The 22,843-nt window shown below is 35.9% G+C and carries 20 protein-coding genes; 3 read left to right on the plus strand and 17 right to left on the minus strand.

What is annotated here, in order from left to right; translation table 11 throughout:
• Window positions 1-17 precede the first annotated feature (17 nt).
• From I5776_RS14440 to I5776_RS14455, 4 genes are all read right to left on the minus strand, one after another.
• Window positions 18-1,460: a GntP family permease gene (locus tag I5776_RS14440; RefSeq protein ID WP_202777084.1), complete on the minus strand. Its 1,443-nt coding sequence runs from the start codon at window positions 1,458-1,460 to the stop codon at window positions 18-20.
• Window positions 1,461-1,796: 336 nt separating this feature from the next.
• Window positions 1,797-2,585, minus strand: coding sequence for a TIGR00266 family protein (locus tag I5776_RS14445; RefSeq protein ID WP_202777085.1), 789 nt, complete (start codon window positions 2,583-2,585; stop codon window positions 1,797-1,799).
• 92 nt (window positions 2,586-2,677) lie between these two features.
• Window positions 2,678-3,295: a TVP38/TMEM64 family protein gene (locus I5776_RS14450; protein ID WP_202777086.1), complete on the minus strand. Its 618-nt coding sequence runs from the start codon at window positions 3,293-3,295 to the stop codon at window positions 2,678-2,680.
• Window positions 3,296-3,857: 562 nt separating this feature from the next.
• Entirely contained in the window at window positions 3,858-5,843 is a 1,986-nt protein-coding gene (locus I5776_RS14455; protein WP_202777087.1) for a S9 family peptidase, read from the minus strand.
• A 231-nt stretch (window positions 5,844-6,074) separates the two neighbouring features.
• Here I5776_RS14455 and I5776_RS14460 point away from each other — a divergent pair, with 231 nt between their 5' ends.
• Window positions 6,075-6,458 carry a YhjD family protein gene (locus I5776_RS14460; protein ID WP_202777088.1) on the plus strand — a complete coding sequence of 128 codons (384 nt, stop codon included), beginning with the start codon at window positions 6,075-6,077 and terminating at the stop codon, window positions 6,456-6,458.
• Window positions 6,459-6,513: 55 nt separating this feature from the next.
• On the opposite strand, the gene I5776_RS14465 is transcribed toward I5776_RS14460, so the two are convergent.
• Window positions 6,514-7,080 (minus strand): competence protein ComK, encoded by a 567-nt coding sequence (locus tag I5776_RS14465; RefSeq protein WP_246483798.1) that lies wholly within the window; start codon window positions 7,078-7,080, stop codon window positions 6,514-6,516.
• 189 nt (window positions 7,081-7,269) lie between these two features.
• On the opposite strand from I5776_RS14465, the gene I5776_RS14470 reads away from it, so the two are divergent.
• Complete coding sequence (locus I5776_RS14470) at window positions 7,270-7,506, plus strand: IDEAL domain-containing protein (protein ID WP_202777089.1); 237 nt, start codon at window positions 7,270-7,272, stop codon at window positions 7,504-7,506.
• Between the two features lie 37 nt (window positions 7,507-7,543).
• On the opposite strand, the gene I5776_RS14475 is transcribed toward I5776_RS14470, so the two are convergent.
• From I5776_RS14475 to I5776_RS14505, 7 genes are all read right to left on the minus strand, one after another.
• Window positions 7,544-8,812, minus strand: coding sequence for a M48 family metallopeptidase (locus tag I5776_RS14475; protein ID WP_202777090.1), 1,269 nt, complete (start codon window positions 8,810-8,812; stop codon window positions 7,544-7,546).
• Between the two features lie 388 nt (window positions 8,813-9,200).
• Window positions 9,201-9,839: a GDSL-type esterase/lipase family protein gene (locus I5776_RS14480; protein ID WP_202777091.1), complete on the minus strand. Its 639-nt coding sequence runs from the start codon at window positions 9,837-9,839 to the stop codon at window positions 9,201-9,203.
• A gap of 96 nt (window positions 9,840-9,935) precedes the next feature.
• A complete protein-coding gene (locus I5776_RS14485; RefSeq protein ID WP_202777092.1) occupies window positions 9,936-10,712 on the minus strand; it encodes an enoyl-CoA hydratase-related protein in 777 nt (258 codons plus the stop codon).
• 132 nt (window positions 10,713-10,844) lie between these two features.
• Window positions 10,845-12,383, minus strand: a complete 1,539-nt coding sequence (locus I5776_RS14490; RefSeq protein WP_202777093.1) for a fatty acid--CoA ligase family protein — start codon at window positions 12,381-12,383, stop codon at window positions 10,845-10,847.
• Between the two features lie 187 nt (window positions 12,384-12,570).
• Window positions 12,571-13,560, minus strand: a complete 990-nt coding sequence (lplA, locus tag I5776_RS14495; protein ID WP_202777094.1) for a lipoate--protein ligase — start codon at window positions 13,558-13,560, stop codon at window positions 12,571-12,573.
• Between the two features lie 35 nt (window positions 13,561-13,595).
• Window positions 13,596-14,333: an MBL fold metallo-hydrolase gene (locus tag I5776_RS14500; RefSeq protein ID WP_202777095.1), complete on the minus strand. Its 738-nt coding sequence runs from the start codon at window positions 14,331-14,333 to the stop codon at window positions 13,596-13,598.
• A 213-nt stretch (window positions 14,334-14,546) separates the two neighbouring features.
• Window positions 14,547-14,999 carry a FixH family protein gene (locus I5776_RS14505; RefSeq protein ID WP_202777096.1) on the minus strand — a complete coding sequence of 151 codons (453 nt, stop codon included), beginning with the start codon at window positions 14,997-14,999 and terminating at the stop codon, window positions 14,547-14,549.
• 211 nt (window positions 15,000-15,210) lie between these two features.
• Between I5776_RS14505 and I5776_RS14510 the strand changes: the two genes are divergently transcribed.
• Window positions 15,211-15,786 carry an SCO family protein gene (locus I5776_RS14510; protein WP_202777097.1) on the plus strand — a complete coding sequence of 192 codons (576 nt, stop codon included), beginning with the start codon at window positions 15,211-15,213 and terminating at the stop codon, window positions 15,784-15,786.
• Between the two features lie 38 nt (window positions 15,787-15,824).
• On the opposite strand, the gene I5776_RS14515 is transcribed toward I5776_RS14510, so the two are convergent.
• The 5 genes from I5776_RS14515 to hemE form a co-directional block, all read right to left on the minus strand.
• Window positions 15,825-18,197, minus strand: coding sequence for a YhgE/Pip domain-containing protein (locus I5776_RS14515; protein ID WP_202777098.1), 2,373 nt, complete (start codon window positions 18,195-18,197; stop codon window positions 15,825-15,827).
• A gap of 69 nt (window positions 18,198-18,266) precedes the next feature.
• Window positions 18,267-18,842 (minus strand): TetR/AcrR family transcriptional regulator, encoded by a 576-nt coding sequence (locus I5776_RS14520; protein ID WP_202777099.1) that lies wholly within the window; start codon window positions 18,840-18,842, stop codon window positions 18,267-18,269.
• 114 nt (window positions 18,843-18,956) lie between these two features.
• Entirely contained in the window at window positions 18,957-20,378 is a 1,422-nt protein-coding gene (hemY, locus tag I5776_RS14525) for a protoporphyrinogen oxidase (protein WP_202777100.1), read from the minus strand.
• 181 nt (window positions 20,379-20,559) lie between these two features.
• A complete protein-coding gene (hemH, locus tag I5776_RS14530) occupies window positions 20,560-21,498 on the minus strand; it encodes a ferrochelatase (protein WP_202777101.1) in 939 nt (312 codons plus the stop codon).
• 46 nt (window positions 21,499-21,544) lie between these two features.
• Window positions 21,545-22,579, minus strand: a complete 1,035-nt coding sequence (hemE, locus tag I5776_RS14535; RefSeq protein WP_202777102.1) for a uroporphyrinogen decarboxylase — start codon at window positions 22,577-22,579, stop codon at window positions 21,545-21,547.
• Window positions 22,580-22,843 lie beyond the last annotated feature (264 nt).

Raw genomic sequence — 22,843 nt, forward strand, 5'->3', positions numbered from 1 at the left:
ATTCATTGGCTAACTTTCTAGACAAGTCCTGTTAGAGTGTAAAGAGCTATAACAAAGAATACAGCTAGTGTTTTTATAATCGTGATGGCAAAGATATCCCGATAGGATTGTTTATGTGTTAATCCCGTAACAGCAAGTAAGGTAATTACCGCTCCGTTATGCGGAAGTGTGTCCATTCCACCTGATGCCATTGAAATAACACGGTGCATAACCTCAGGTGGAATATTAAATTGTGCAATAGCCGCATTATATTTATCGGCCATGGCACTTAAAGCAATTCCCATACCTCCTGATGCCGATCCTGTAATTCCAGCTAAAGAAGTTGTCGTAACTGCACCATTAACTAATGGATTGGTAAACGTATGTGAGATTCCATTACTAATTGCTGTAAAGCCTGGCAATGCAGCAATGATCCCGCCAAAACCATACTCTGCTCCTGTATTCATTGTCGCTAACAGAGCACCGCCAATACTCGTATTAAGACCTGATTTAAAATTAACCTTCACACGGTTCCAGTCATAAAGGATCGTTGCAACTATCCCCACGACTAAAGCCATTTCCACAGCCCAAATGGCTACGACCGCCGAAACGTCTACTTTTCCGAAGGCATCTAAACCGATAGCTGAAAAATCAAATCCGTTAGGGTACCATTTTGGAATAAAGACAGTAAAAACTTTATTCATGACACCTACTAAAACTAATGGAACAAAGGCAAGTATTTGACGACTCAATGAAGTTTGCGAACTTAGGTCTGGACCCGCTTCGGCTTTAATATTTGCAGCAGCCTCATTTGCGGCCGCTATTTCCTCATTATTTACCCCAAAATACCCTTCACCAGCTCTTGCGGCCTTTTTTCTTCTAGATTCTAAATACCAAAGACCAACAGCTAATACAAAAATTGTTCCAACAATCCCTAGAATTGGGGCTGCATAAATATCCGTTTTAAAAAATGTTGTCGGTATAACGTTTTGAATTTGCGGTGTTCCAGGCAGGGCGTCCATTGTAAATGCGAATGAACCTAATGCGATTGTTCCCGGAATTAAACGTTTTGGTATATTTGCTTCACGGAATAAATGGGCAGCGAATGGATAAATCGCGAATACAGCGACAAATAAACTTACCCCGCTATATGTTAAGATAGCCCCTAACAAAACAATTGCAAAAATAGCTCTTTTTGCACCAACAATTTTTACAATCGTCTTCGCGATGGATTCAGCTAAACCAGACATTTCTACCACTTTTCCAAAAATAGCTCCGAGTAAAAAGACAGGAAAATAAGATTTAATAAAACCAACCATCTTCTCCATAAATACATTTGAAAAGAACGGCAAAACGTGACTAGGATCGGTTAGTAAAACTGCAAACAACGCACAAATTGGCGCAAATAAAATAACTGAAAAACCACGGTAAGCCACAAACATTAACATCCCGAGCGCTAAAAGAATAATAATAATTTCCATACCTATCCCCTTTATTTTTTATTATTGGTAAACGCTTTCAAACCCCTTTTTAATCTAATCCCTCCTAAAAAATAGTAGTCTCTTCTTTAAAGATGCAATATTTGTGCCAAAAGAAAAAATTTTTAAATAGTTCACTGAATATCTATATTTTAAAGATTTGTTATGCCATATTGTTTACACCTATTAAACTATTTTTCCGCAATACCGGAAATCGAAGAGAATATTTCCCGAAAGACGGAATTTTCCGGAATAACGGAATAAACAATGCAAAACCGACTTGTTAAGATAAACTGCAAAAAAAGAGCCGTCACCCCTTTGTGACAGCCCACACTTATATCAATCCCCATCAAATAAATTAAATAATCCTTTTGCAATACTGCCTTCATCCTTTGATCCGCCAGCAGCTGGCATTGCAGCAAATACTCTGCTTGCAAGTCTGCTAAATGGAAGAGACTGAATCCAAACGGATCCCGGACCTCTAAGTGTAGCAAAAAACAATCCCTCTCCACCGAATAATGCTGTTTTAACACCTTTTACAAATTCAATGCTATAGTCAACATCTTTTGTCATTGCAACTAAACATCCTGTATCTACTCGTAATGTCTCACCAGCCGAAAGATCTTTTCTATGTATCGTTCCCCCGGCATGTACAAATGCAAGGCCATCACCTTCAAGCTTTTGCATGATAAAACCTTCACCGCCGAAAAATCCTGTTCCGATTTTACGTTGAAATTCAACTCCGACAGAAACACCTTTTGCAGCCGCTAAAAAGGCATCTTTTTGACAAATAATTTTCCCATCCAACTCACTTAAGTCCATTGGTATAATTTTCCCGGGATACGGAGAAGCGAAGGAAACATGTTTTTTCCCAATTCCTTCATTAGTGAAAGTGGTCATAAATAAGCTTTCACCAGTTAGCATCCTTTTTCCCGCACTAAAAATTTTCCCCATGAAGCCTCCACCGCCGGATGCACCGTCTCCAAAAATCGTTTCCATTCGAATATCATCTTCCATCATCATCAAGCTGCCAGCTTCAGCAACTACAGTCTCTTCTGGATCGAGTTCCACTTCAACAAATTGCATATCATCGCCATAAATTTTGTAATCAATATCATGATTGTTCATCTTCGTTCCTCCATTTTAAAATCCTCTACAACTATATTATAAAAAGTAATTTCACTTTCTACCACTTTGTGCTACCTGAGAAAGTTTCATTTTTATCCTCTTCCCTGCTCCTTTTTCAGTCTCTTAGCCAATCTTACTTCAATTCTTTTGCCAATAAACCATAGAATGACGATGATAAGAAGAACAGAAACCGTTTTTAACGGTTTATATATTAATGAAACGACATCATGTCCGACGAAGCTGATAATAAAAATCATTACCATTTTTCCAGTTACAACAGCTAAAATATATTGAAATGTATTGATTTTTGATAGACCTGCAACAATATTGACAACTGCTGAAGGGGTAAAAGGAAAGCAAAGAAGCAGAAAAATAGGGCCAAATCCATGTTGCTCTACCCAGTGTGTAATTTTTTTAACTTGACGATTTCTATGTAAAAAAGATAATATTCTACTCTTTCCAAATCTACGAATAACTAAGAAAACAAGGATTGCTCCTGCACTGGCCCCTGCCCAAGATATTAAAAAGCCTAACCATAGTCCAAATGCATTCGCATTTGCCAATACAATTAAAAACAACGGCAAAAAAGGTAAAAATGCTTCAATTACTATTAATAAGATCCCTGGTAAAGGTCCAAATGAACGATATTGCTCAATTAAATTCATCATATTTTCAATGGTGAACCATTCTTTAAGTGAGTGAAAATCCATTTTGTTTCCCCTATTCTATCAGGCACTTTTCTAGAAATTTTACTGTAATTTACTATCTAGTAGAAATTTTTTCTTAAGTATAGCACACAATAGGAAAGGATTATAATTCCAAAATAGGTATTTTTCAAAAAAAACAACCCGCAATGGGGCTGTTGGCAAAAAGTTTACGAGGAAAATAGTACAATTCCTCCTTATTGTTTTGGGAATAAACAAGGAACCGTTCCTTTCCGCTACAGGTACTCGCTTTTTCGCGGTTCTGCGATGAGCCTGTCTAGTTCCGGCGGCTATCGACTAGCAAACTTCCGGTCACCTCCCTACGATAAGTCATCATCGATTCACCCTTTGGGTTCATCGTGATTCCTTTATCTCAGTCGCTGCCCTCCAGTTTGTACGTCGATAAACAAGCCGCCTCTACTTTTCTAACTCCTCATCGCTTCGCTCCCCGCGGGGTCTCATCTGTCCAGCTGATCCCGCAGGAGTCTCGTACCTTCCGCTCCAATCCACTCTGTGTTTACAAAATTATTTAGTATTTATAACAATAATCTTTAGAAAAGAGCTATTATTATACATATTGTAAGAACCAATCTTTAATATAATTTAACCGTTTTATTCTTAAGTCAGGTTTCCCACTTCTTGATAGTTCATGATTGGATTCAGGAAAACGAATAAATTTTGTTTGTTTTTGCTGACGTTTAAGAGCTATAAATAATTGTTCTGCTTGTTCAATTGGACAACGATAGTCTTTCTCACTATGGATAATTAACAGGGGTGTTTCAATATCCTTCGCATAGGCGAGTGGTGAATGCTTCCAGAGTTTTTCAATATCATTTAAATCTGCAATAATTTGCCACTCCGAGAAATAATAGCCGATGTCACTTACACCGTAAAAACTAATCCAATTGGAGATCGATCGTTGTGTGACAGCTGCTTTAAATCGATTCGTATGTCCGACGATCCAGTTTGTCATAAACCCGCCATAGCTTCCTCCCGTAACACCAAGACGATCTTTATCAATAAAATCATATTGATCAAGAACATAATCTACTGCATTCATTAAATCCTTATAATCATTACCACCATAATCGCCACGAACTGCATCAACATACTTTTGTCCGTAGCCATGACTGCCCCGTGGATTTATATAGAGGACAGCATATCCTTGTGCAGCTAGAATTTGAAATTCATTAAAATAGGTGTTTGCATACATCGCATGTGGCCCACCATGGATTTCTAGAATTAAAGGATATTGTTTCCCTTCTTCGAATCCAACTGGTTTCATGAGCCAACCATGTACGTTCCATCCATTTTCACTTTCGAATTCAATTGGTTCAACATCTGAAAGCACTCGCGTTTGCAGAAATTCCTGATTTACAAATGTTAGTTGTTCTTTTTGACCGTTTTGTAAATTAACGAAATATAACTCACCGGGTTCTGTTGCTGTACTAATCGCAACTACTGCTGTATGATCTTTTGGATTTAATGAAAACCCATAAACATGTTGCTTGTCATGCAATGCTGGATAAATTTCTCCCGATATATTTCCATAATAGACAATCGTGTTTCCATGGTCTGAAATGACGAAATAAAAGCTTTCATTATCTTCTGCCCACTGCACACCTGGCAAAACCGCTCCCTGCTGAAAATCGCCAACAGCATAATCCCCTACCGGTGCATCAATTTCGCTTGTGAAACAATTAAGTTCTTTCGTCTGTAAATCATATATCCAAACTTTACTATGAGTAGCATTTTTAAATTCCTGCTCATTGCCTTGGAATGATAAATAACGACTATTAGGCGACCAAGATGTTTGCCAAAAACTCCCCGTTCCTTTCGTCACCGGAATCGACTCTTTTGTTTCTAGGTTAAATAAATAGACATCTGAAATAAACGATTCATCACTATCATCAGAAAAATCGGCAAGATAGGTTACATATTTTCCATCCGGGGACCACGAATCAAGTGAATGATGGTAATCACCACTTGTTAGCTGTTCAATTTCTCCTGTTTCAAGATTCGCCATTCCAATATGTGAAAATTGTGTAAGGTCCAAAAAACCACTTGAGTCAGACTTATATTTCATCTTTTCGACTTCTAACGGCTTTAATTCTTTATCTTCCGCCTTTTCTTCTTTTGCTTGATCATTGATCGTTTCCTCTTTTCCAATGACAACTGAAAAGGCAATTTTCTTGCCGCATGGAGACCACACAGGGTTTCTTGCTCCATTTTTGCTAAATGTGATTTGCTTCGCTTCTCCTCCAAATTTTGAAAGAACAAAAATTTGTGATTCCCCTTCCCTTGTCGATACAAATGCAAGCTCATTTCCATTTGGGGACCAGCGTGGAGAATGTGTGCGATGGTTACCGAATGTCCATTGTTTTGCCTGTTTATCATGTAAATTCAAATAAAATAAATTTGATACGTAATCCTTTTTCTCTTTTTCGATATGTGTTTGTACGAATACAACTTCCTTCCCATTTGGAGAAAATTGTGGATCTACTATTGATTTCAACTCGTATAAATCTTCAGCTTGGATACCGCTTTTTGCCATTCAAATCACCTTCCACGTATTCAATCGAATTTAATATATTAATACATACCCTACCTATTTATTTCGCCACCCAAAACATTATACCTGCATTTATTTTTCAATTTTTTGATAATCGTGTCGATAATCTGCATTTTTATGGAGAAACTACCCGTCATAATTAACTTGAAATTTTTGATCATCACGCGTAAAATATATACGAACACATGTTCTTTTAAAAAGGAGGACTATCCAATGACAAAAATACCTGAAAATGACCGAAATATTATTGAGAAGGCCATTTATCTACCGATGATATTGATTGTATTAAATCGCGATTTGGAAATTATTAATAGTAGCCCATTCAAACTTAAAAATCCATATATTGAATGGATTGAGGAAACAATGAAATGTATCCAAAAAGAATTAGCCAGTGTGAAGCGTTATATGAAACAGCAGCAAATTAAAGTAGAAAAAATAAAATCGGATGATGCCTTTACAATGTATATGTTTCTTTATAAAGGTTATGAGGAAGAGCACAATTATTTTAATCCAAGACTGCGAAATCGATCAGAGGAATTAATGAAATACTATCTTTTTCAAAGATTTCAAAACGATTTAAATATAATGAAAGCCTAATGAAGAAAAAAGCAATCATTAGAGTTAGATTGCTTTTTCTTCATCAACTAGGCTTCTATTCCTCTAAAAATCTTTTGTAATCATATTCCCTTCTTCGCTCTGAAGCTTCCATGTTTAAATAAAAGCCGGTACGTTTATATTTATTATCCATAGTTTCTATATGTTGATAATATTTTATTTGCAGCTGCGAAGCCCTTCGCAATTGGTTGGTGAATGAACTGAAGGAGATTGGAATTTCTAACGTCTGTTTATTACGAAGAGTAACTAAGGTGTTATTAGATGATGATCGTTCGTGGTGAAGAATATGATTAAGTGAAAACCATATACAATCCGGATTCATAGGAGATGTGGTTGGAAACAAGTAAATAGACGAGTAAGGATCAACCATAATAGGTGCTTTATGCGTAATTCCAATAAGGCGTCTTGTCCCATTTTTCCTACCTTCATAGGAAGCCCCATAATACTCACAACTATTTTTCACGATTTCTAGTGGTTTAAATGGTGATATGCACCGATTTTCAACTTCTATTATTTCCGAATAAATTTTTGATCCATACGTGATCGGCAAAATTGCCATAGTAAATGGTGAAATCTCAAATTCTTCAATTATTTTTTCTGACACTTTTTTCTCCCCTTTTCAACAAAAATAGTTAAATATATACATATTATAATGTAAATTTACAATTTTGGCACTATTTATTTATAAATAACTAAAGTATTTCCAAAAGTATCTATCGGAATATTCAAAGTATTCAATTGACTTTTAGTGTAAATACCTTTACACTAAAAAAAAGGTTAGAGGTGATCATCGATGGAGAAAAAAGAATCCTACACAGAGATGGTTAATGCGTATGCGATGACACAAATAAAAAATGAAAAATTTATGGCAGAAATTTATGCAGAAATGATTTTAAATGAATTGCTGTTAACTCGGAGGAAAGAAGTAATAGTAAAAAAAATTGATCTTGCTCTAGACTGCAAAGACAAACGAGCATTTTTATTATTAACAGATGAATTAAAGGAACTGGAAAAACAATTCGGTTCATGATTAGAGCCCTCTAATGATTATTAGAGGGCTTGTGTTTTTAACGTTTGTTCTTTTCCTTAAAATCTTCAACCATCCTTATCCGTTCCAGCATCGTCGGATGATCGTAGCGGAAAATTTTCACCAGATATGGTGGATTTACTTGGCTAAGTCCGGATTTCGTTAAGTCATGGAATGTTTGAACAGCCGCTTTTTTATCATCGGTCATTTTCATTCCATAGCGATCTGCCCGCATTTCCTCATAACGCGATACCCAATTCGTAATCGGACTCGCAGCAAAAAGTAAAACGGAAGTAATTAATAAAAATAATGGGAGTGAACTTAAACTGGAAACAGCTGTAACTTTCAACTCTGTTCCTTTTTTCCGAACTAGTCTATTCATCACCCATGCGGTTATCCATAGGCCGATTCCAGTAAGGATAATGTAGCCTGCAATGCCAAAGTAAATATGTTTTTCTACATAGTGTCCCATTTCATGTGCCATGATAAAAAGAATTTCATCCTCATTCAGCTGTTCCAATGTCGTATCCCATAAAACTATTCTTGCATTGGAACCAATTCCCGTCACATAGGCATTTAATGAGTTTGTTTTTTCTGACATATTTACTTCATACACATGTTCAGCAGGAATATTTGCTTTTTCGGCTAATGCTAAAATTTTCGTTTCTAAGTCTTTATTTTTTAAAGGGTAAAAGTCATTATATAATGGATCTATAACAACGGGCTGAATAAACATCATGAAAATCATAAATGGAATCGATAGGAGCCAAGCTGGAACCCACCATCTTCTTTTAAAACGTTTCATCAGCCAATATAGCACCGATACGATTATAAACATTTCAATAAAATTCACCCAAAAATCAATCACTTCATCTTTCATCCATAATGAAAAGGTTTGAGTTGAAATATTATAAGTCTTTGAAAAGCGGTACGAAATATAACTTAACGGAAAAGTGACGATAAATGAAATGACAGATAACAAAAATAGGTAGATAGCAGACTGTACAATGTGAAACCTCGATGTACTTTTCGCCCATCTTTCAAACCCTTTTGATATTCCAAAAATAAGGATTAAAAAGTAAAACAGCCACTCATAAGGTGTAGAAATGAAAAATAGTAGGTTTCTGATTTTGGAATATTCCTCGCTAAGCATAATTTCCCTGCTATTTAAGAATGTTGCAGGATCAACACTTGTCCCTTTTAGATGGTCAGGAACAGAAGCACCCGCTAAATAAAATAGATAAACATATATGGCTATTCCAAATAGCAAATAGGCGATGACTGCACGAAATGTCCATTTTCTTAACAAAATTTCTCCCCTCCTTGTCCCTCTTTATAAATGTAAGTAACATAAGAAAATTTTAGAACGGAAACTTTTGTCATAGTAGAAATATGCCCATTTTTACCATTGTTTATTTTAACCTAGGCTGTTTTCATGAAGTTTGTTGTTTTGAAATTGTCCGTTCCTTTCCGCTGCAGGAGCTTGCTTTCCACGGGGAGGAAGTCGAGCCTCCTCGGCGCACCTGCGCCTGTGGGGTCTCGACCTTTCCTCTATGTCCCGTAGGAGTCAAGCTCCTTCCGCTCCAATCCACTCTGCGTTTCCAATATTATTTAGTTTTTTGAATCCTTTAGAAAAGGGCCTAATCCTAAAATAAAATATCGGTTATCTCTTTTCAGTGATAACCGAATCAATGTTTTTATAGTGAATCATAGCCAAGTTTTGCAAGGGCGTCAGCAATCATACAATAACCGTGATGGTTCGGGTGAATATGGTCTGAGGATAATACTTTCTTCTCTCTGCCAATAAAAAGCTGATGTATATCCGCAACTTTGATAAGTGGTGATTTTGTAAGTCGTTCTATGTTTTGATTATATGCTTCAACCCACTTGTCAACACCATTTATTTCGGGAAAAGGATTATACAGATTCATCATGCGAATGATATATCGTTGATCATATTGTTTTAATTCAGTGATTCGCATGATGATATTGTCTAAGTTTCGCTTCCCCTGTTCTAATGCAATGAAAAAGTCTTTTTCCTTTTTATCTTGTAAAAATTTTTTCGCGGCATCGATTAAATCATTTCCGCCAGCTGTAATAGTGATAATATCTGCTGCTTTCATACCTTTATATAGAAATGGATGATTCAAACTCTTTAAAATATCACCAGTCGTTGCTCCTGTTTTTCCAAAAACGGCCGGATGTACGCGTGCGTGTAATGCCTGATGAGTTAAATACATATATCTCGTAATAAAGCCTTTTGAAAATATGTCTGAACCAATTCCAACAGTTAAAGAATCCCCGATTGCACAATAACGAATAATCCTTCGTTCCATCCCCTTCACCCCGATAAATAAGTATTACTACCAAGTTTATTCGGCTACAAGGGATTTGGAGATAGTGTTATTAATGATTCTACCCGCGAGAACTATTTATTTCCCCTTAAAATTAGGCTTTCTTTTTTCTGCAAATGCATGAAGAGCTTCGACCCGGTCCTCTGTAGGAATCGTCATTTCATAGGCTTTTCTCTCAATCTCTAAACCGGTATGTAAATCGACATTCATTCCATTTTTTATTGCAAATTTAGCTTGTTGAATAGCGATCGGTCCATTTGCTTGAATTCTACCTACAAACTCATTTACTTCGTCAAAGAAACGAGCTCGTTCGACCACCTTTGTCACTACACCGTATTGATACGCTTCATCGGCTGTCATTCTTTTCGCAGTTAAAATTAATTCCATCGCCTTTGCTTCACCAATCAACCGAGGCAATCTCTGTGTTCCACCGGCTCCAGGAATTATTGCTAAACTAGTTTCTGTAAGGCCCATTACTGCATCGGAAACAGCAATCCTAAAGTCACAGGATAAAGCAAGTTCCATCCCGCCACCAAATGCATAACCGTTCATAGCGGCAATGGTTGGTTGCGGCAGATTTGCAATCGATTCGAAAACTTCTCCGATTTTGAAAACATTTCTTCGGACCTCATAATCGGATAAAGTTTTTCTTTCTTTTAAATCCGCTCCAACACTAAAAGCCTTTTCACCTGCCCCTATAAAAATGACCGCACGAACTTCCGAATTCGTTCTAATTGATTCTACAACACTTGCAAGCTCACAAAGTGTATCGTAATTAAACGCATTCATTGCCTTTTCACGGTTCAGTGTAACATATCCAATATAGTTTTTAACCTTAAATAAAATATTCTCCATCGTACCCCTCCTCGTATCTACTACATTATTATTTCAACAAAGCTTATGAAAACCCTTTCCATTTTATAATTTTCCGATATATGAATGTGAAAAAATACAGATTTTCATCTGTATTTTTTGCAATCTACATTTTTATTTTTGTAATAATTGATCCTTCAACGCTCTTCTTAAAATTTTCCCTGTTGTATTTTTCGGTAGTTCTTCGATAAATTCAATCGAATGAGGCAGTTTATATTTGGCTAGATGCTGTTTACAGTATTCCATGAGAACTGCTTCTGTTAATGCGTCGTTTTTACGTACGACAAAACATTTAACAACTTCTCCTTGTTCAGGATCCGGGACGCCAATGACAGCTGCTTCAACTACATCTGGATGTTCATAGAGGACCTCCTCTACTTCCCTTGGATACACATTAAATCCGCCGACAATAACCATATCCTTTTTGCGATCGACAATGTAAAAATATCCTTCTTCATCCATTTTCGCTAAATCACCTGTGTAAAGCCAACCATCACGAATCGTAACAGCTGTCTCTTCAGGCATGTTGTAATAGCCTTTCATGACATTTGGTCCACGGACAACCAACTCACCAACTTGTCCCGGAGGTAGTTCTTCCCCTAATTCATTCACAACTTTATTTTCCACATGAATAATGTTTGTTCCAATTGACCCTGCTTTCCGGGGACGATCTAGTGGATTAAAGCATGTAACCGGTGATGCTTCAGACAATCCATAACCTTCCGATACAAACACATTAAATTTCTTTTCAAAGTTTTTCAGCAACGCAACGGGTAGTGAAGAACCTCCGGATATGCAAAGACGCAGGGAGGAGAAATCACTAGGGTTCCCCTCCGGATATTGATATAAAAAATTGTACATTGTCGGCACACCGGCAAAAACGGTTGCCTGATATTTTTTTATTAATCTAAAAATATCTTTTGGACTAAATTTAGGCACAATGATGATGGTTGAACCACTAATAAGTGGGGCATTCACGACAACACTTAAGCTAAAAACGTGAAACATAGGTAAGGTTGTAATTACCGTATCATCACTATTCATTTTTAAATAATCGCCAATATCTTTCGCATTGGAATAAAGATTTTTATGTGTTAACATTGCCCCTTTTGGGCGGCCAGTTGTTCCGGAGGTATATAAGATGACTGCAACATCATCTTCTAAAAGTTCAGGTCCTTCAAATTCGATTCTTCCTGAGGAAACAACACTTGAAAACGATTTCATTTTAGTGTTCGCTGGAAACTCCATTTTCTTCGTAGGATCTGACTCACAAATAATATAATTTTCCACCTTTGGAAGCAAGGAACCCATTTTCTCTGCCAATGGAACGAGTAAATCCAATGCAACAATAGCTTTCACATCACCATTAGTTACTATGTAGCCAATTTCATCCGGTGTGTAAATCGGATTAATCGGTATGACAGTGGCTCCTAAACGCATCGCGCCGTATAGCGCAATAACAAAATGTGGAGAATTACCTAATAATAAAGCAATATGATCACCTTTTTGTACCCCTAATTGCGCCAACCCACTTGCAAATTTTGTTACAGCTCCATCAAATTCAGCATATGACACAGGCTGATCCATAAAAAAATAAGCCGTTTTTTCTGCATTCTCCTTAGCTGTATGTTTCAAATGTGAAGATAAATTCATATTCCCTCCCCTTTCTGAATGAATAATCATTCATAATAATTTTCTAAATTTATTATATAGAAAGAATATTAGGCATTCAAGTATTATTGAAAAATTAAAATATTGTCATCTCAGAAATATACCATTACTACCTATTTTTCAAAAAAAGCCCGAAGCGATTACTTCGGACTTATTATTCGATACAACATTAATAAATCAAATCAATTAATTCTTCTTTTGTAATATTACCAAAATAATGTTTCACTTCAATATCGGTAAGTGCTTTTTCTATTTCAGACCGATCATAGCGCACGCCAGTCAACTTTTCCTCAATATCACTTACGTTTCCGACACCAAAGAAATCACCGTAGATTTTACAATTTTCGATTATTCCTTTGTTCACTTCTAAGCGTACGTCAATACCGCCAACTGGAAAACGATGTGTATGCTGTAAATTGAATTTTGGTGATTTCCCATAATTCCATTCCCAATTTTGATAACGTTCTTCAGAAATCTTATGAATTTTTGCCCAGTCATCGTCAGTTAGTTTGTATTCTTGAATATTTTCACTGCCGCCAAAAATATGTTTTAAGATTAATTGACGGAATTCTTCCATTGTTAATTTTTCTTCTAAAAATTCGGAGATATTCGCTACACGGCTACGAATAGATTTAATGCCTTTTGATTCAATTTTATCTTTTTTTACTTTTAATGCTGAAACAACATTTTCAATTTCAGAATCTAACATTAGTGTTCCGTGGCTGAACATTCTACCTTTTGTGGAAAATTGAGCATTTCCGGATATTTTTCGACCACCTACTTGAATGTCATTTCTGCCGCTTAATTCAGCATTTACTCCAAGTTTTTGCAATGCTTCAATAACTGGTTCCGTAAACTTCAAAAAATTGTGGAAGCTTTCCCCATCGTCTTTCGTGATAAAGCTGAAATTAAGATTTCCTAAGTCATGATAAACCGCTCCACCACCAGATAAGCGGCGTACGACAATAATATTATTTTTATCTACGTATTCTGTATTAATTTCTTCAATTGTATTTTGGTTTCTTCCAATAATAATTGAAGGCTGATTAATATAAAATAATAAATACGTTTCGTTAATATCTAAATGATTCAATGCATACTCTTCTATCGCTAAATTAATTTGTGGATCAGTAATCCCGTTATTATCAATAAACAACATCTGAATTTCCCTCCTGAATCAAAAATAATAAAATTCTACAACAAATCTATAACTAGACCTTCTTCTGCAATGAAAATAGTACCTGAAAACTTTTCAGCTGCTTCACTCTTCAATTGATTCAAGTCACCATATTGTGGTAAATGGGTAAGGATTAAATTTTTTACTTGAGCAGCTCTTGCGATTTCTCCCGCTTCATAACTTGTCATATGTCCTGCTGCTGAACCATCCATATCTCCATAAAAATTACTTTCACATAGAAGGATGTCCGCATTAGCAGCGAATGAAGCAAAGGTTTCTAAATAGGATGAATCTGCTGTGAAAACGAAAATAGCGTCTCCTGCTTCAATCCTCATAGCAAAACAGGATACAGGGTGTTTTGTTCTTAAAAAGGTGACCTTAAATGGGCCAATGGATACTTCTTCATTTTCCTCATAAGGCACACCTTTTGTAACATCATCAAAAAATAATGACTGGAACCCATGCTCATCTTCATTATGTCCGTATATTGGCAGCGTTTTTATGTTCTTGTCCATATATTTCCCGATAATTAATGCATGCTGAAGTACACCAATATCAGCGATATGGTCTGGATGATAATGTGAAACAATCACTGCATCTAACTGTTCCGGATTTATGTATTGTTGAAGTTTAGATAATACTGCACTGCCGCAATCGACTAAAAGGGAAAATCCTTCATGCTCAAGCAAATATCCTGCACTGGCACCATTTACTTTTGGGTAACCTCCCCAAGGACCGATGACCGTTAGCTTCATATATATCACTCCTAAATTATAATCTATCTAATCTATGTTATCAATTTCACTATACTCCTAAATACCCATTTATCGCAAAAAAAGTTGTCCATGCAGTATAACATGAACAACTTATAACGTAACTATTAGTTTCCCTTAATCAAAAACTTGATGTTCATGTAACCTTTTTTTATTTTCTACATGAACCTTACATTAATGGTTTCCTGCTTCTTCTTAATGATGATGATTCCCTTCCTCAGTTGATTTCACTTTGGATAGATCGGGATTCCCTACCACTACTGATTTTTTTGGCATCATGTGCATGTCTCTTGCCGTTACATGAACTTGTATCGTATAAACGCCATCATGGTCAAAAGCAACTTTTCCTGTATACTTACCATTTTTCTCATTCGTTGCTTTAATCATTTTACTAGAATCTTTAGCGCCTTCTTCCCAAACTTCATATTCAACTTTGGCTGCATCAGATACTTTTTCCTTGCCCTGTGTTACTGTAGCACTTAAAGGAATATTTTCATTTACCTTCGCTTTTTCTTTAACATCCAGCACTACATTTATTGGTTCAACACTGTTTCCGCTTGAATCGTTCCCATTATATTTCGTCCCACACCCAGCTATAATAAGAGTCGAAATAAACAGTACAGATAATAGCATTTTCTTCATTATCATAATGATTCCTCCTCAACTAACATACCCCCATAATAACACTTCAATCTAAGAAAAAATTTTACTATTTGTTAATAAGTATTGACGATTATGTGAAAATAATATGGTAGGAAAAGAAATAAATTATGTCTTTTTATTGAAATAAAACTAATAACCCAATACTCCGCACCAATATCATTTATAATAAAAAGAAAAGAAAGTGGGAGGGTACATAATGAAACATTTCCGCCTTTCATTTTTATTGATTGCAGCTATTATTTTAGTCAGTCTTAGTGCATGTTCAAACGTTAATAAAAATGGACATAAAATAGAAAATTTCACATTTACAGACCAAGACGGAAAAAAAGCAGGACTAAAGGATTTAAAAGGGAAAGTTTGGGTCGCTGATTTTATATTTACAAACTGTGCGACGGTTTGCCCCCAATTGACAAGAGATATGAGTGATGTACAAAAAGCGATTAAAGAAAAAGGGTATGATGACGTTAATTTCGTTTCATTTAGTGTCGATCCGGAGGTAGATACGCCAAAAGATCTAAAAGCCTATGCCTCTAAATTTGGAGCAGACTTTTCAACGTGGCATCTTTTTACGGGCTATTCTCAAGACGATATTAAAGACTTTGCAATGGATAATTTCAAAAATGTAATTGTTAAACCTGAAAACGATACACAAGTTGTCCATGGCACAAGTTTTTATCTAGTAAATAAAGACGGAGAAGTTGTAAAAGACTACTCCACACAAAATGGTTTTCCATTAAGTGAAATTGTAAAAGATATTAAAGCATTACGATAAAAAAACGGGAGCTATGATTCAATCATAGCTCCTGTTTTTTATGCTGTTGCATCATTCATCGTTGTTTTATGTGCCTTTTTGGATTTAAAAATAAAATATCCTAGAGTTAAAATCAAGAAGCTTACTAGATAGATAGCAAGTATTCCTAAATTATGCCACATTAATGAATAATCTCCGTTGGATATAACGGCCCTAAAGGCTTGAAGAGAATAAGTCATTGGCAATGCTTCATGAATCGGTTTTAATGCATTCGGTAATAACTCTAGTGGGAAAGTTCCGGCACTAGATGTTAATTGCAAGATTAAAACGATAATGGCAATATAGCGACCCGGATTATCCAGTGCTGCAACGAAAAACTGAATAATGGCCATAAATGTCAAACTAGTAACGATTGCTGACACGATAAATAATGGTACGCTTTTCACATCTACTCCAATCATACCGACGATAATCCAAACGGCGATTAGCGCTTGGAAAATACCGACGATAGCCATGATACCGTATTTACCCAAGAACCAAGAAAAGGCATTTTTCGGCACTACAGCTGGTTCGCGAACATTGAAAATGATTGTTAATAATAGTCCTCCGACAAATAATCCGAGTGATAAGAAATATGGAGTTAATCCTGTTCCATAGTTAGGGACATGATTTACTACATCCTTTTTAAGATGGATTGGGTCACTCATCATATCGTACTGCTTATCATTTCCCTTAACAGAGTTAGCATCTTTAGATGCATCGGATAATTTTTCTTTCATTTCTTTTGTTCCGTCTTTTAAATCTTTTGTACCATCATCCAATTTTTTTGAACCATCGGCAAGTTTCTGACTGCCGTCTTTAATTTGGGTAGAGCCATCGGCAAGCTGATTCAATCCATTATTGAGCGTTTTCGCTCCATCGGATAATTGATTTGCACCGGTTGCGGCATCATCCATTTTGCTAGTAAACAATCCCAAACTCTTAATATATTGATTTTGGCCATTTTGTAATTTAGCAGCCCCATTACTTAGTAATGTTGAACCTTTTGCAAGCTGCTCAATTCCCTTTTGAACTTTTACTTGGTTTTTATTAATGGTGTCAACACCGGCAATTAATTTATCAAATTGTGGATCTGTTTGATCCTTTATTTGTTTTTCTATTTGATCTTTATTGCCTGTCATTTGCTGATTCACTTGTTTTTTGAATGCAGTGAATCCCTGATTCATACCTTGATGAATACCTTGTGCTAATTGTTGTTCCATTTCCTTTGCTTGATCTTCGGCATTCGCTGTCAATTGTTGCTGAATTTGTTGAAGTGTTTGATCATCAACTTTTCCGTTTAGTGCAGCAAATAATTGTTGCATTTGTTCCGTTTGCTTATCCTTAATTTGCTTTGCAATTCCTGCTGTTAGCTGTTTCTCCATTTCACTTTGCAATTGATCGACACCTTGATTTATCCCTTTAACACCGTCAGTCAGTTGAGATGAAAAGGCCTTAGCAATTGCAGGAGGAAGTTCATCTTTAAATTTCCCAAGCCCATCCTGAACTTTCTTGGTACCATCTACTAGTGCAGGCATTCCTTTATTTAATGCCCCAAGCCCATCACTTGCTTGATTAATTCCTTTTGTTAATTCCTTTGTGCCGCTTTGCATATCTTTTGATGCATCATATAATTGATTGCTTCCATCATTCAGCTGATTTAATCCATTTGCTAAGTCATTCGATCCTTTTGATAAATCTCCGGCACCTGATTTAGCTTTCACTACTCCGTCATTAAATGTAATCGAATTTTTGGCGAGTAGTTCCAGATTTTCTTTAAGTGATTTCGTTCCATCACCTAATTTTTTTGCCCCATCATTTAATTTCGATGCCCCATCACTTGCAGTATTAAATCCATCACCCATTTTTTTAATTGCATCAAACATTTCTTCTGCATACGTGGTGGACACTTCTTTTGATACAGCATCCTTTATTTTGGTCATGGCTGATTCGCCAATTTTTGAGGATGTATAGTTTGCACTTTGATTTTGAACATATTTTAATTGTAATCGTTTTGGATCCTTATCAAGTAATGTTGTAGCATTTTCAGAAAAGTTTTCCGGAATCTCGATGACCATATAGTATTTTTGATTTTCCAATCCTTTATAAGCCGTATCCTTTGAGACGAAATGAAAATTCATGCTTTTCTTCTCTTTTAGATTATCAATTAACTTATCACCAATCTCAATTTTTTCATCCTGCATTACCGATCCTTTATCCTCATTTATTACGGCAACCGGTAATTTCTCTAACCGTCCATATGGATCCCAAAACGCCCATATAAACATCCCTGCATAAAGAATGGGAACTAAGATAATGGCCAAAACTTGTATTAAGGACATCGGATGGCGGACAATTCCTTTTAATTCGGCTAAAAATAATGAGCCTTTCATATAATAAGTTCGCTCCTTTCTAATTGACTGAATTGTTCAATTGGTCAGTTTTGTTTAAAAATATGAGGATCATCGTGTCGACAATCCTTTAAATAGGTATGCTTCAAACAAATCTGCAATTTCTTCCTTTTCAAGTGGACGATGATGCTGTTCCCAGTCAAATATCAATGAAATATAAAGTTTCAAAATAATAAACGCGGTGATTTCTGGATCACATTTTTTTATTTCTCCCTTATCCATTGCACGTTGAATGATTCCCATAATGTAATTTAAGACTGCAGTTTCCACTTTTTGAATAACATCAGACACAACAGGTGTTCCCATATCTTTTTCTTCTTGAAAAAGTTTAATCGTTAATTGATGCTTTTTGCGAAACTCCAATATCCGAAAAAGTACATTATGTACATTTTCAAAGAAAGGAAGATTAGGATCCATTGACTCTTCTGCAGATTCTTTCATATCCTTAATAAGAGTTGTCACTATTTCATCAAACAATTCATCTTTGTTTTTAAAAAAAGTATAGATCGTACCCTTTCCAACATTAGCAAGTTTCGCAACTTGATCCATTGTCGTGGCTTTATAGCCGAACAACGAAAAAGATTTCGTAGCTGCATCAATAATTAGTTGTTTACGATCAATCGCCAAAGTTTTTCACCTCAATCCACCAAATTGACCAAATGAGGAAAACAGTCAATAAGTTCACAAAAAGGAATATATCATATCCTCAAAAAAAAAACAAGTGAATAATTCATATTAGAATTATTCACTAACTAATTCGTTCTTAGTCGTATCCAATTTTCTTAAATACTGTAAAACATCTTTCACTATGGATTCACCCTGACTAATACAATCAGGTACACTCATTCCCTCAAATGAACTTCCACCAATAATAACACCTGGCAGATTTGCCCCAATGTTGTCTTTTAATTCTTTTACTCTATCTATATGCCCTATTGTGTATTGTGGCATTGCATTTTTCCATCTTGATACGATGGTAAAGTCGGGTTTATCTGAGAGTTCTACTAATTTATTTAGATCATCGAAAACAATTTGTTCAATTTCTGAGTCTGATAAATCAACGACTGTTTCATCTCCAGCTCTGCCAATATAAATGCGAAGCAATACTTTGCCATCAGGTGTTGAATGTGGCCATTTTTTATGTGACCATGTACAAGCATTGATTGTATAGTCACTATTTCTAGCCACTACAAAACCAGTTCCATCAAAGTTTTTTCTTATCGCTTCTTCAGAAAATGCCATTGCTACTGTAGCAACTGAAGTAGCCGGAACCGTGGAAAGTGGTTCAAAAAAGTCATACCCCGGCAGTATATCTGGGAGTAAATAATGTGGGAGAGCTATAATCACACTATCTGCTTGGAGATGCTCACCATTATTGAGGAAAATTTCATAACCTTGGTTCCTTGTCGACTTTTCCATATTAACAACCCGAATACCCTTCATAATAGCATTGTCCTCAAGCTTCTCTTCCATAGACTCTACAATTGATTCTAACCCATTCTTTAAGGTTAGGAATCTATTTGAATAGGTTTTATCCTTTTTTGTCCCAATTATTAAGCTCCGATATCTTTTTTCTGCCTCATAGAATTGTGGAAAAATTGACTTTAAGCTTAATTGATCAATATCCCCTGCATATATCCCTGAAAGTAAAGGTTCGATGAGATTTTCTACTACCTCATCACCAAAACGCCGGCGAAAGAATTGCCCAATTGAAACATCTTTTTTTCCTTTTAATCGTGGAATAATTAAATCAGCTGCAGCTCTTACTTTGCCAGAAAACGAAAATAAACTAGAAAGAATAAAAGGACTTAATTGAGTGGGAATTCCTACGACTGCCCCTTCCGGAATTAAATAAAGCTTATCGTTCGATATGACATATGTTTTATCCGTTTCACTTTCAATTAACTCATGTTGGAGACCTAATTTATTTACCAGTTTAGAAAAACTTTCTTTCTTTGTTAAAACAGAGTCCGGCCCCGTTTCTATGACAAAGCCATCCTTTCGAACTGTTTTGATTTTCCCGCCTAATCTTCTACTAGCCTCTATTAATTTAAACTCAATAGGTAAATTATTTTGTTTTATTTCTTGCTGTAAATAAAATGCTGAAGTTAAACCGGTAATCCCTCCACCGATAATAACCACTTTATGTTTTTTACCCGACACTGGGAATCACCTTCTTCGGCAATGATCATCTTTATTTAAGGTAGCTTACTTTTCTCGAAGGAACCTACGTGTATTTTTGTCTGCTCAGTATTTTTACAATGTTTAGATTTTAGAAAGCAGTGCTGTTTTAAAAATTATTGAGTAATAAAGTAACATCAGGGAAAATCCCTGATGCCGTTAATTATTCATTCATATTTAACTTTTTTAATATAACTGTTGTTAATGCGTCAATAAATTGAGGTTGTGCATTTGGCATTGGTGGTCGATGGTAGCTTGCCCCAACTTCCTCAGTAACCACTTTACATTCATAATCATTATCATAAAGAACTTCTAAATGTTCGGCAACAAATCCTACAGGAACATAGACAAATGCTTTATAGCCTTTTTCATTGTACAGATCACGAGTTAAATCTTGTACATCCGGCCCTAGCCATGGATCTGGAGTATTTCCAGCACTTTGCCATCCAATTGCATATTCCTTAATTCCTGCCTTATTAGCTATTAAATCAGCTGTTTCCTTAAGTTGTTCCGGATATGGGTCACCGTATTGAAGAATCTTCTCAGGTAAACTGTGTGCAGATACGATTAAACATGCAGAGTTACGCTCATCTTCTTTCATGCCCGCATAAGTTTCAGACAATCTATCTACCCAATAGTCGATAAATTTCGGTTCCTTATACCAGCTTTCAACGGATGTAATTGTAAGTCCACCTAATTTTTCAGCCGTTTCCTTTGCACGTTCATTATAAGACTTAACACTAAAAGTAGAGAAATGTGGTGCCAATACAAGTGAGACCGCTTCTTTAATTCCATCGTTATGCATTTGCTCTACTGCATCTTCAATAAATGGTTCGATATGCTTCAAGCCAATATAGACTTTAAATTCCACTTCGTCTTGGATTTCATTTAGATGGTTCTGAAGACCATATGCTTGTTCTTCAGTAATTTTCGCTAACGGTGATATTCCGCCAATTGCTTTATAACGGCTACGCAAATCTTCTAACATTTCTTCGGATGGCTTACGTCCGTGTCTTATATGGGTGTAGTATCTTTCAATGTCTGCTTCTTCATATGGCGTTCCGTAGGCCATAACGAGAAGTCCTACTTTTTTCTTAGTCATTTGTCAAACCTCTTTCCGTTTCTCGTATAGCTAGCTCTGTCTTTTTTTATTTTGCGCTATATTCATGAATGAATGATGTTAATCTTTTTAATGTTTCAGGGTTTACTTGAGGGAATACACCATGTCCTAGATTAAAAATGTAGCCCGGTGTTTTCATTCCTTGGTCCAATATAGTCTTTGTTTTTTCTTCAAGTACTTCCCACGGAGCTAATAAAAGCGCCGGATCTAAGTTTCCTTGAACAGCTTTTGAAATCCCCTTTTGTCTCGCCTCTTGAATTGGTAATCTCCAATCAAGTCCGACAACATCTAGAGGAAGGTCCTGCCACTCAAGCGCAAGATGGCTTGCACCAACTCCGAACATTATAAGTGGAACATTTTCTTTTCTTAACTCACTAAAGATTCTTTCCATAACAGGCTTAATATATATCCGATAATCTTCCACATTTAATGCGCCAACCCATGAATCAAAAATTTGAATCGCACTTGCTCCAGCCTTTATTTGTGCCCGAACATAAGTGATAGTCATATCCGCGAGCTTATCCATTAAGGCAAACCATGCTTTTGGCTCCGTATACATAAATGCTTTCGTTTTTTTATAATCTTTTGAAGGTCTCCCTTCAATCATATAACTGGAAACTGTAAACGGTGCTCCTGCAAAACCAATTAGAGGCACTGTCAATTGTTCATTGGTTAATAATTTGATAGTATCTAACACATAGGGAACATCTTCTTCAGGTGTAATTTCCCCTAATTTTTCCACATCTGCAAGGGATTGAATTGGATTATTAATAACCGGTCCGATCCCAGATTGAATTTCAACATCAACACCAATAGCAGGTAACGGCGACATGATATCTTTATATAAAATAGCTGCATCTACATTGTATTGCTCTACAGGCAATCGAGTAACATATGCACATAATTCAGGCTGATGGGTAATTTCAAATAAGGAATACTTCTCCTTCAATTCACGGTATTCTGGTTGTGAGCGTCCTGCTTGGCGCATAAACCATACAGGTACATGACTTGTTTTTTCACCTTTTGCAGCTCTCAAAAGGGTATCGTTCGTAATTTTTGTCATATGTAAAATGTCCACCTTTCAAAACAATCTTTTCATATTATATAATAATAATTATAAAAAGAGAAAAGTTCTAGTTCGATCTTCCTTATTAATTATGTAATCAATATAGTCTTTTTCATTCTAAATGTATAGTTCGCCTAACGAAATGTCATAAATTCTCCCTTTTTCTCGCCTTAAAATCGTCAAAAGTTACAATTTATCATTCGTTTTTTAATTTTTCATGAATATACTATCAATTAATTTTCAGAAAATTACTTTTTAACG

Origin of the sequence: Heyndrickxia vini (assembly GCF_016772275.1) — a bacterium.
Taxonomy (GTDB): Bacteria; Bacillota; Bacilli; order Bacillales; family Bacillaceae_C; genus Heyndrickxia; species Heyndrickxia vini.

Bases quoted from the DNA above. Each gene is read 5' to 3' on its own strand.
- hemE (WP_202777102.1), bottom strand. From the start codon at position 22,579: ATGACAAAAATTACGAACGATACCCTTTTGAGAGCTGCAAAAGGTGAA.
- I5776_RS14460 (WP_202777088.1), top strand. From the start codon at position 6,075: ATGACAAAAATACCTGAAAATGACCGAAATATTATTGAGAAGGCCATT.
- I5776_RS14500 (WP_202777095.1), bottom strand. From the start codon at position 14,333: ATGAAGCTAACGGTCATCGGTCCTTGGGGAGGTTACCCAAAAGTAAAT.
- I5776_RS14455 (WP_202777087.1), bottom strand. From the start codon at position 5,843: ATGGCAAAAAGCGGTATCCAAGCTGAAGATTTATACGAGTTGAAATCA.
- I5776_RS14480 (WP_202777091.1), bottom strand. From the start codon at position 9,839: ATGGAACGAAGGATTATTCGTTATTGTGCAATCGGGGATTCTTTAACT.
- I5776_RS14450 (WP_202777086.1), bottom strand. From the start codon at position 3,295: ATGGATTTTCACTCACTTAAAGAATGGTTCACCATTGAAAATATGATG.
- I5776_RS14490 (WP_202777093.1), bottom strand. From the start codon at position 12,383: ATGAATTTATCTTCACATTTGAAACATACAGCTAAGGAGAATGCAGAA.
- I5776_RS14440 (WP_202777084.1), bottom strand. From the start codon at position 1,460: ATGGAAATTATTATTATTCTTTTAGCGCTCGGGATGTTAATGTTTGTG.
- lplA (WP_202777094.1), bottom strand. From the start codon at position 13,560: ATGTTGTTTATTGATAATAACGGGATTACTGATCCACAAATTAATTTA.
- I5776_RS14470 (WP_202777089.1), top strand. From the start codon at position 7,270: ATGGAGAAAAAAGAATCCTACACAGAGATGGTTAATGCGTATGCGATG.
- hemH (WP_202777101.1), bottom strand. From the start codon at position 21,498: ATGACTAAGAAAAAAGTAGGACTTCTCGTTATGGCCTACGGAACGCCA.
- I5776_RS14505 (WP_202777096.1), bottom strand. From the start codon at position 14,999: ATGATAATGAAGAAAATGCTATTATCTGTACTGTTTATTTCGACTCTT.
- I5776_RS14485 (WP_202777092.1), bottom strand. From the start codon at position 10,712: ATGGAGAATATTTTATTTAAGGTTAAAAACTATATTGGATATGTTACA.
- I5776_RS14515 (WP_202777098.1), bottom strand. From the start codon at position 18,197: ATGAAAGGCTCATTATTTTTAGCCGAATTAAAAGGAATTGTCCGCCAT.
- I5776_RS14445 (WP_202777085.1), bottom strand. From the start codon at position 2,585: ATGAACAATCATGATATTGATTACAAAATTTATGGCGATGATATGCAA.
- I5776_RS14510 (WP_202777097.1), top strand. From the start codon at position 15,211: ATGAAACATTTCCGCCTTTCATTTTTATTGATTGCAGCTATTATTTTA.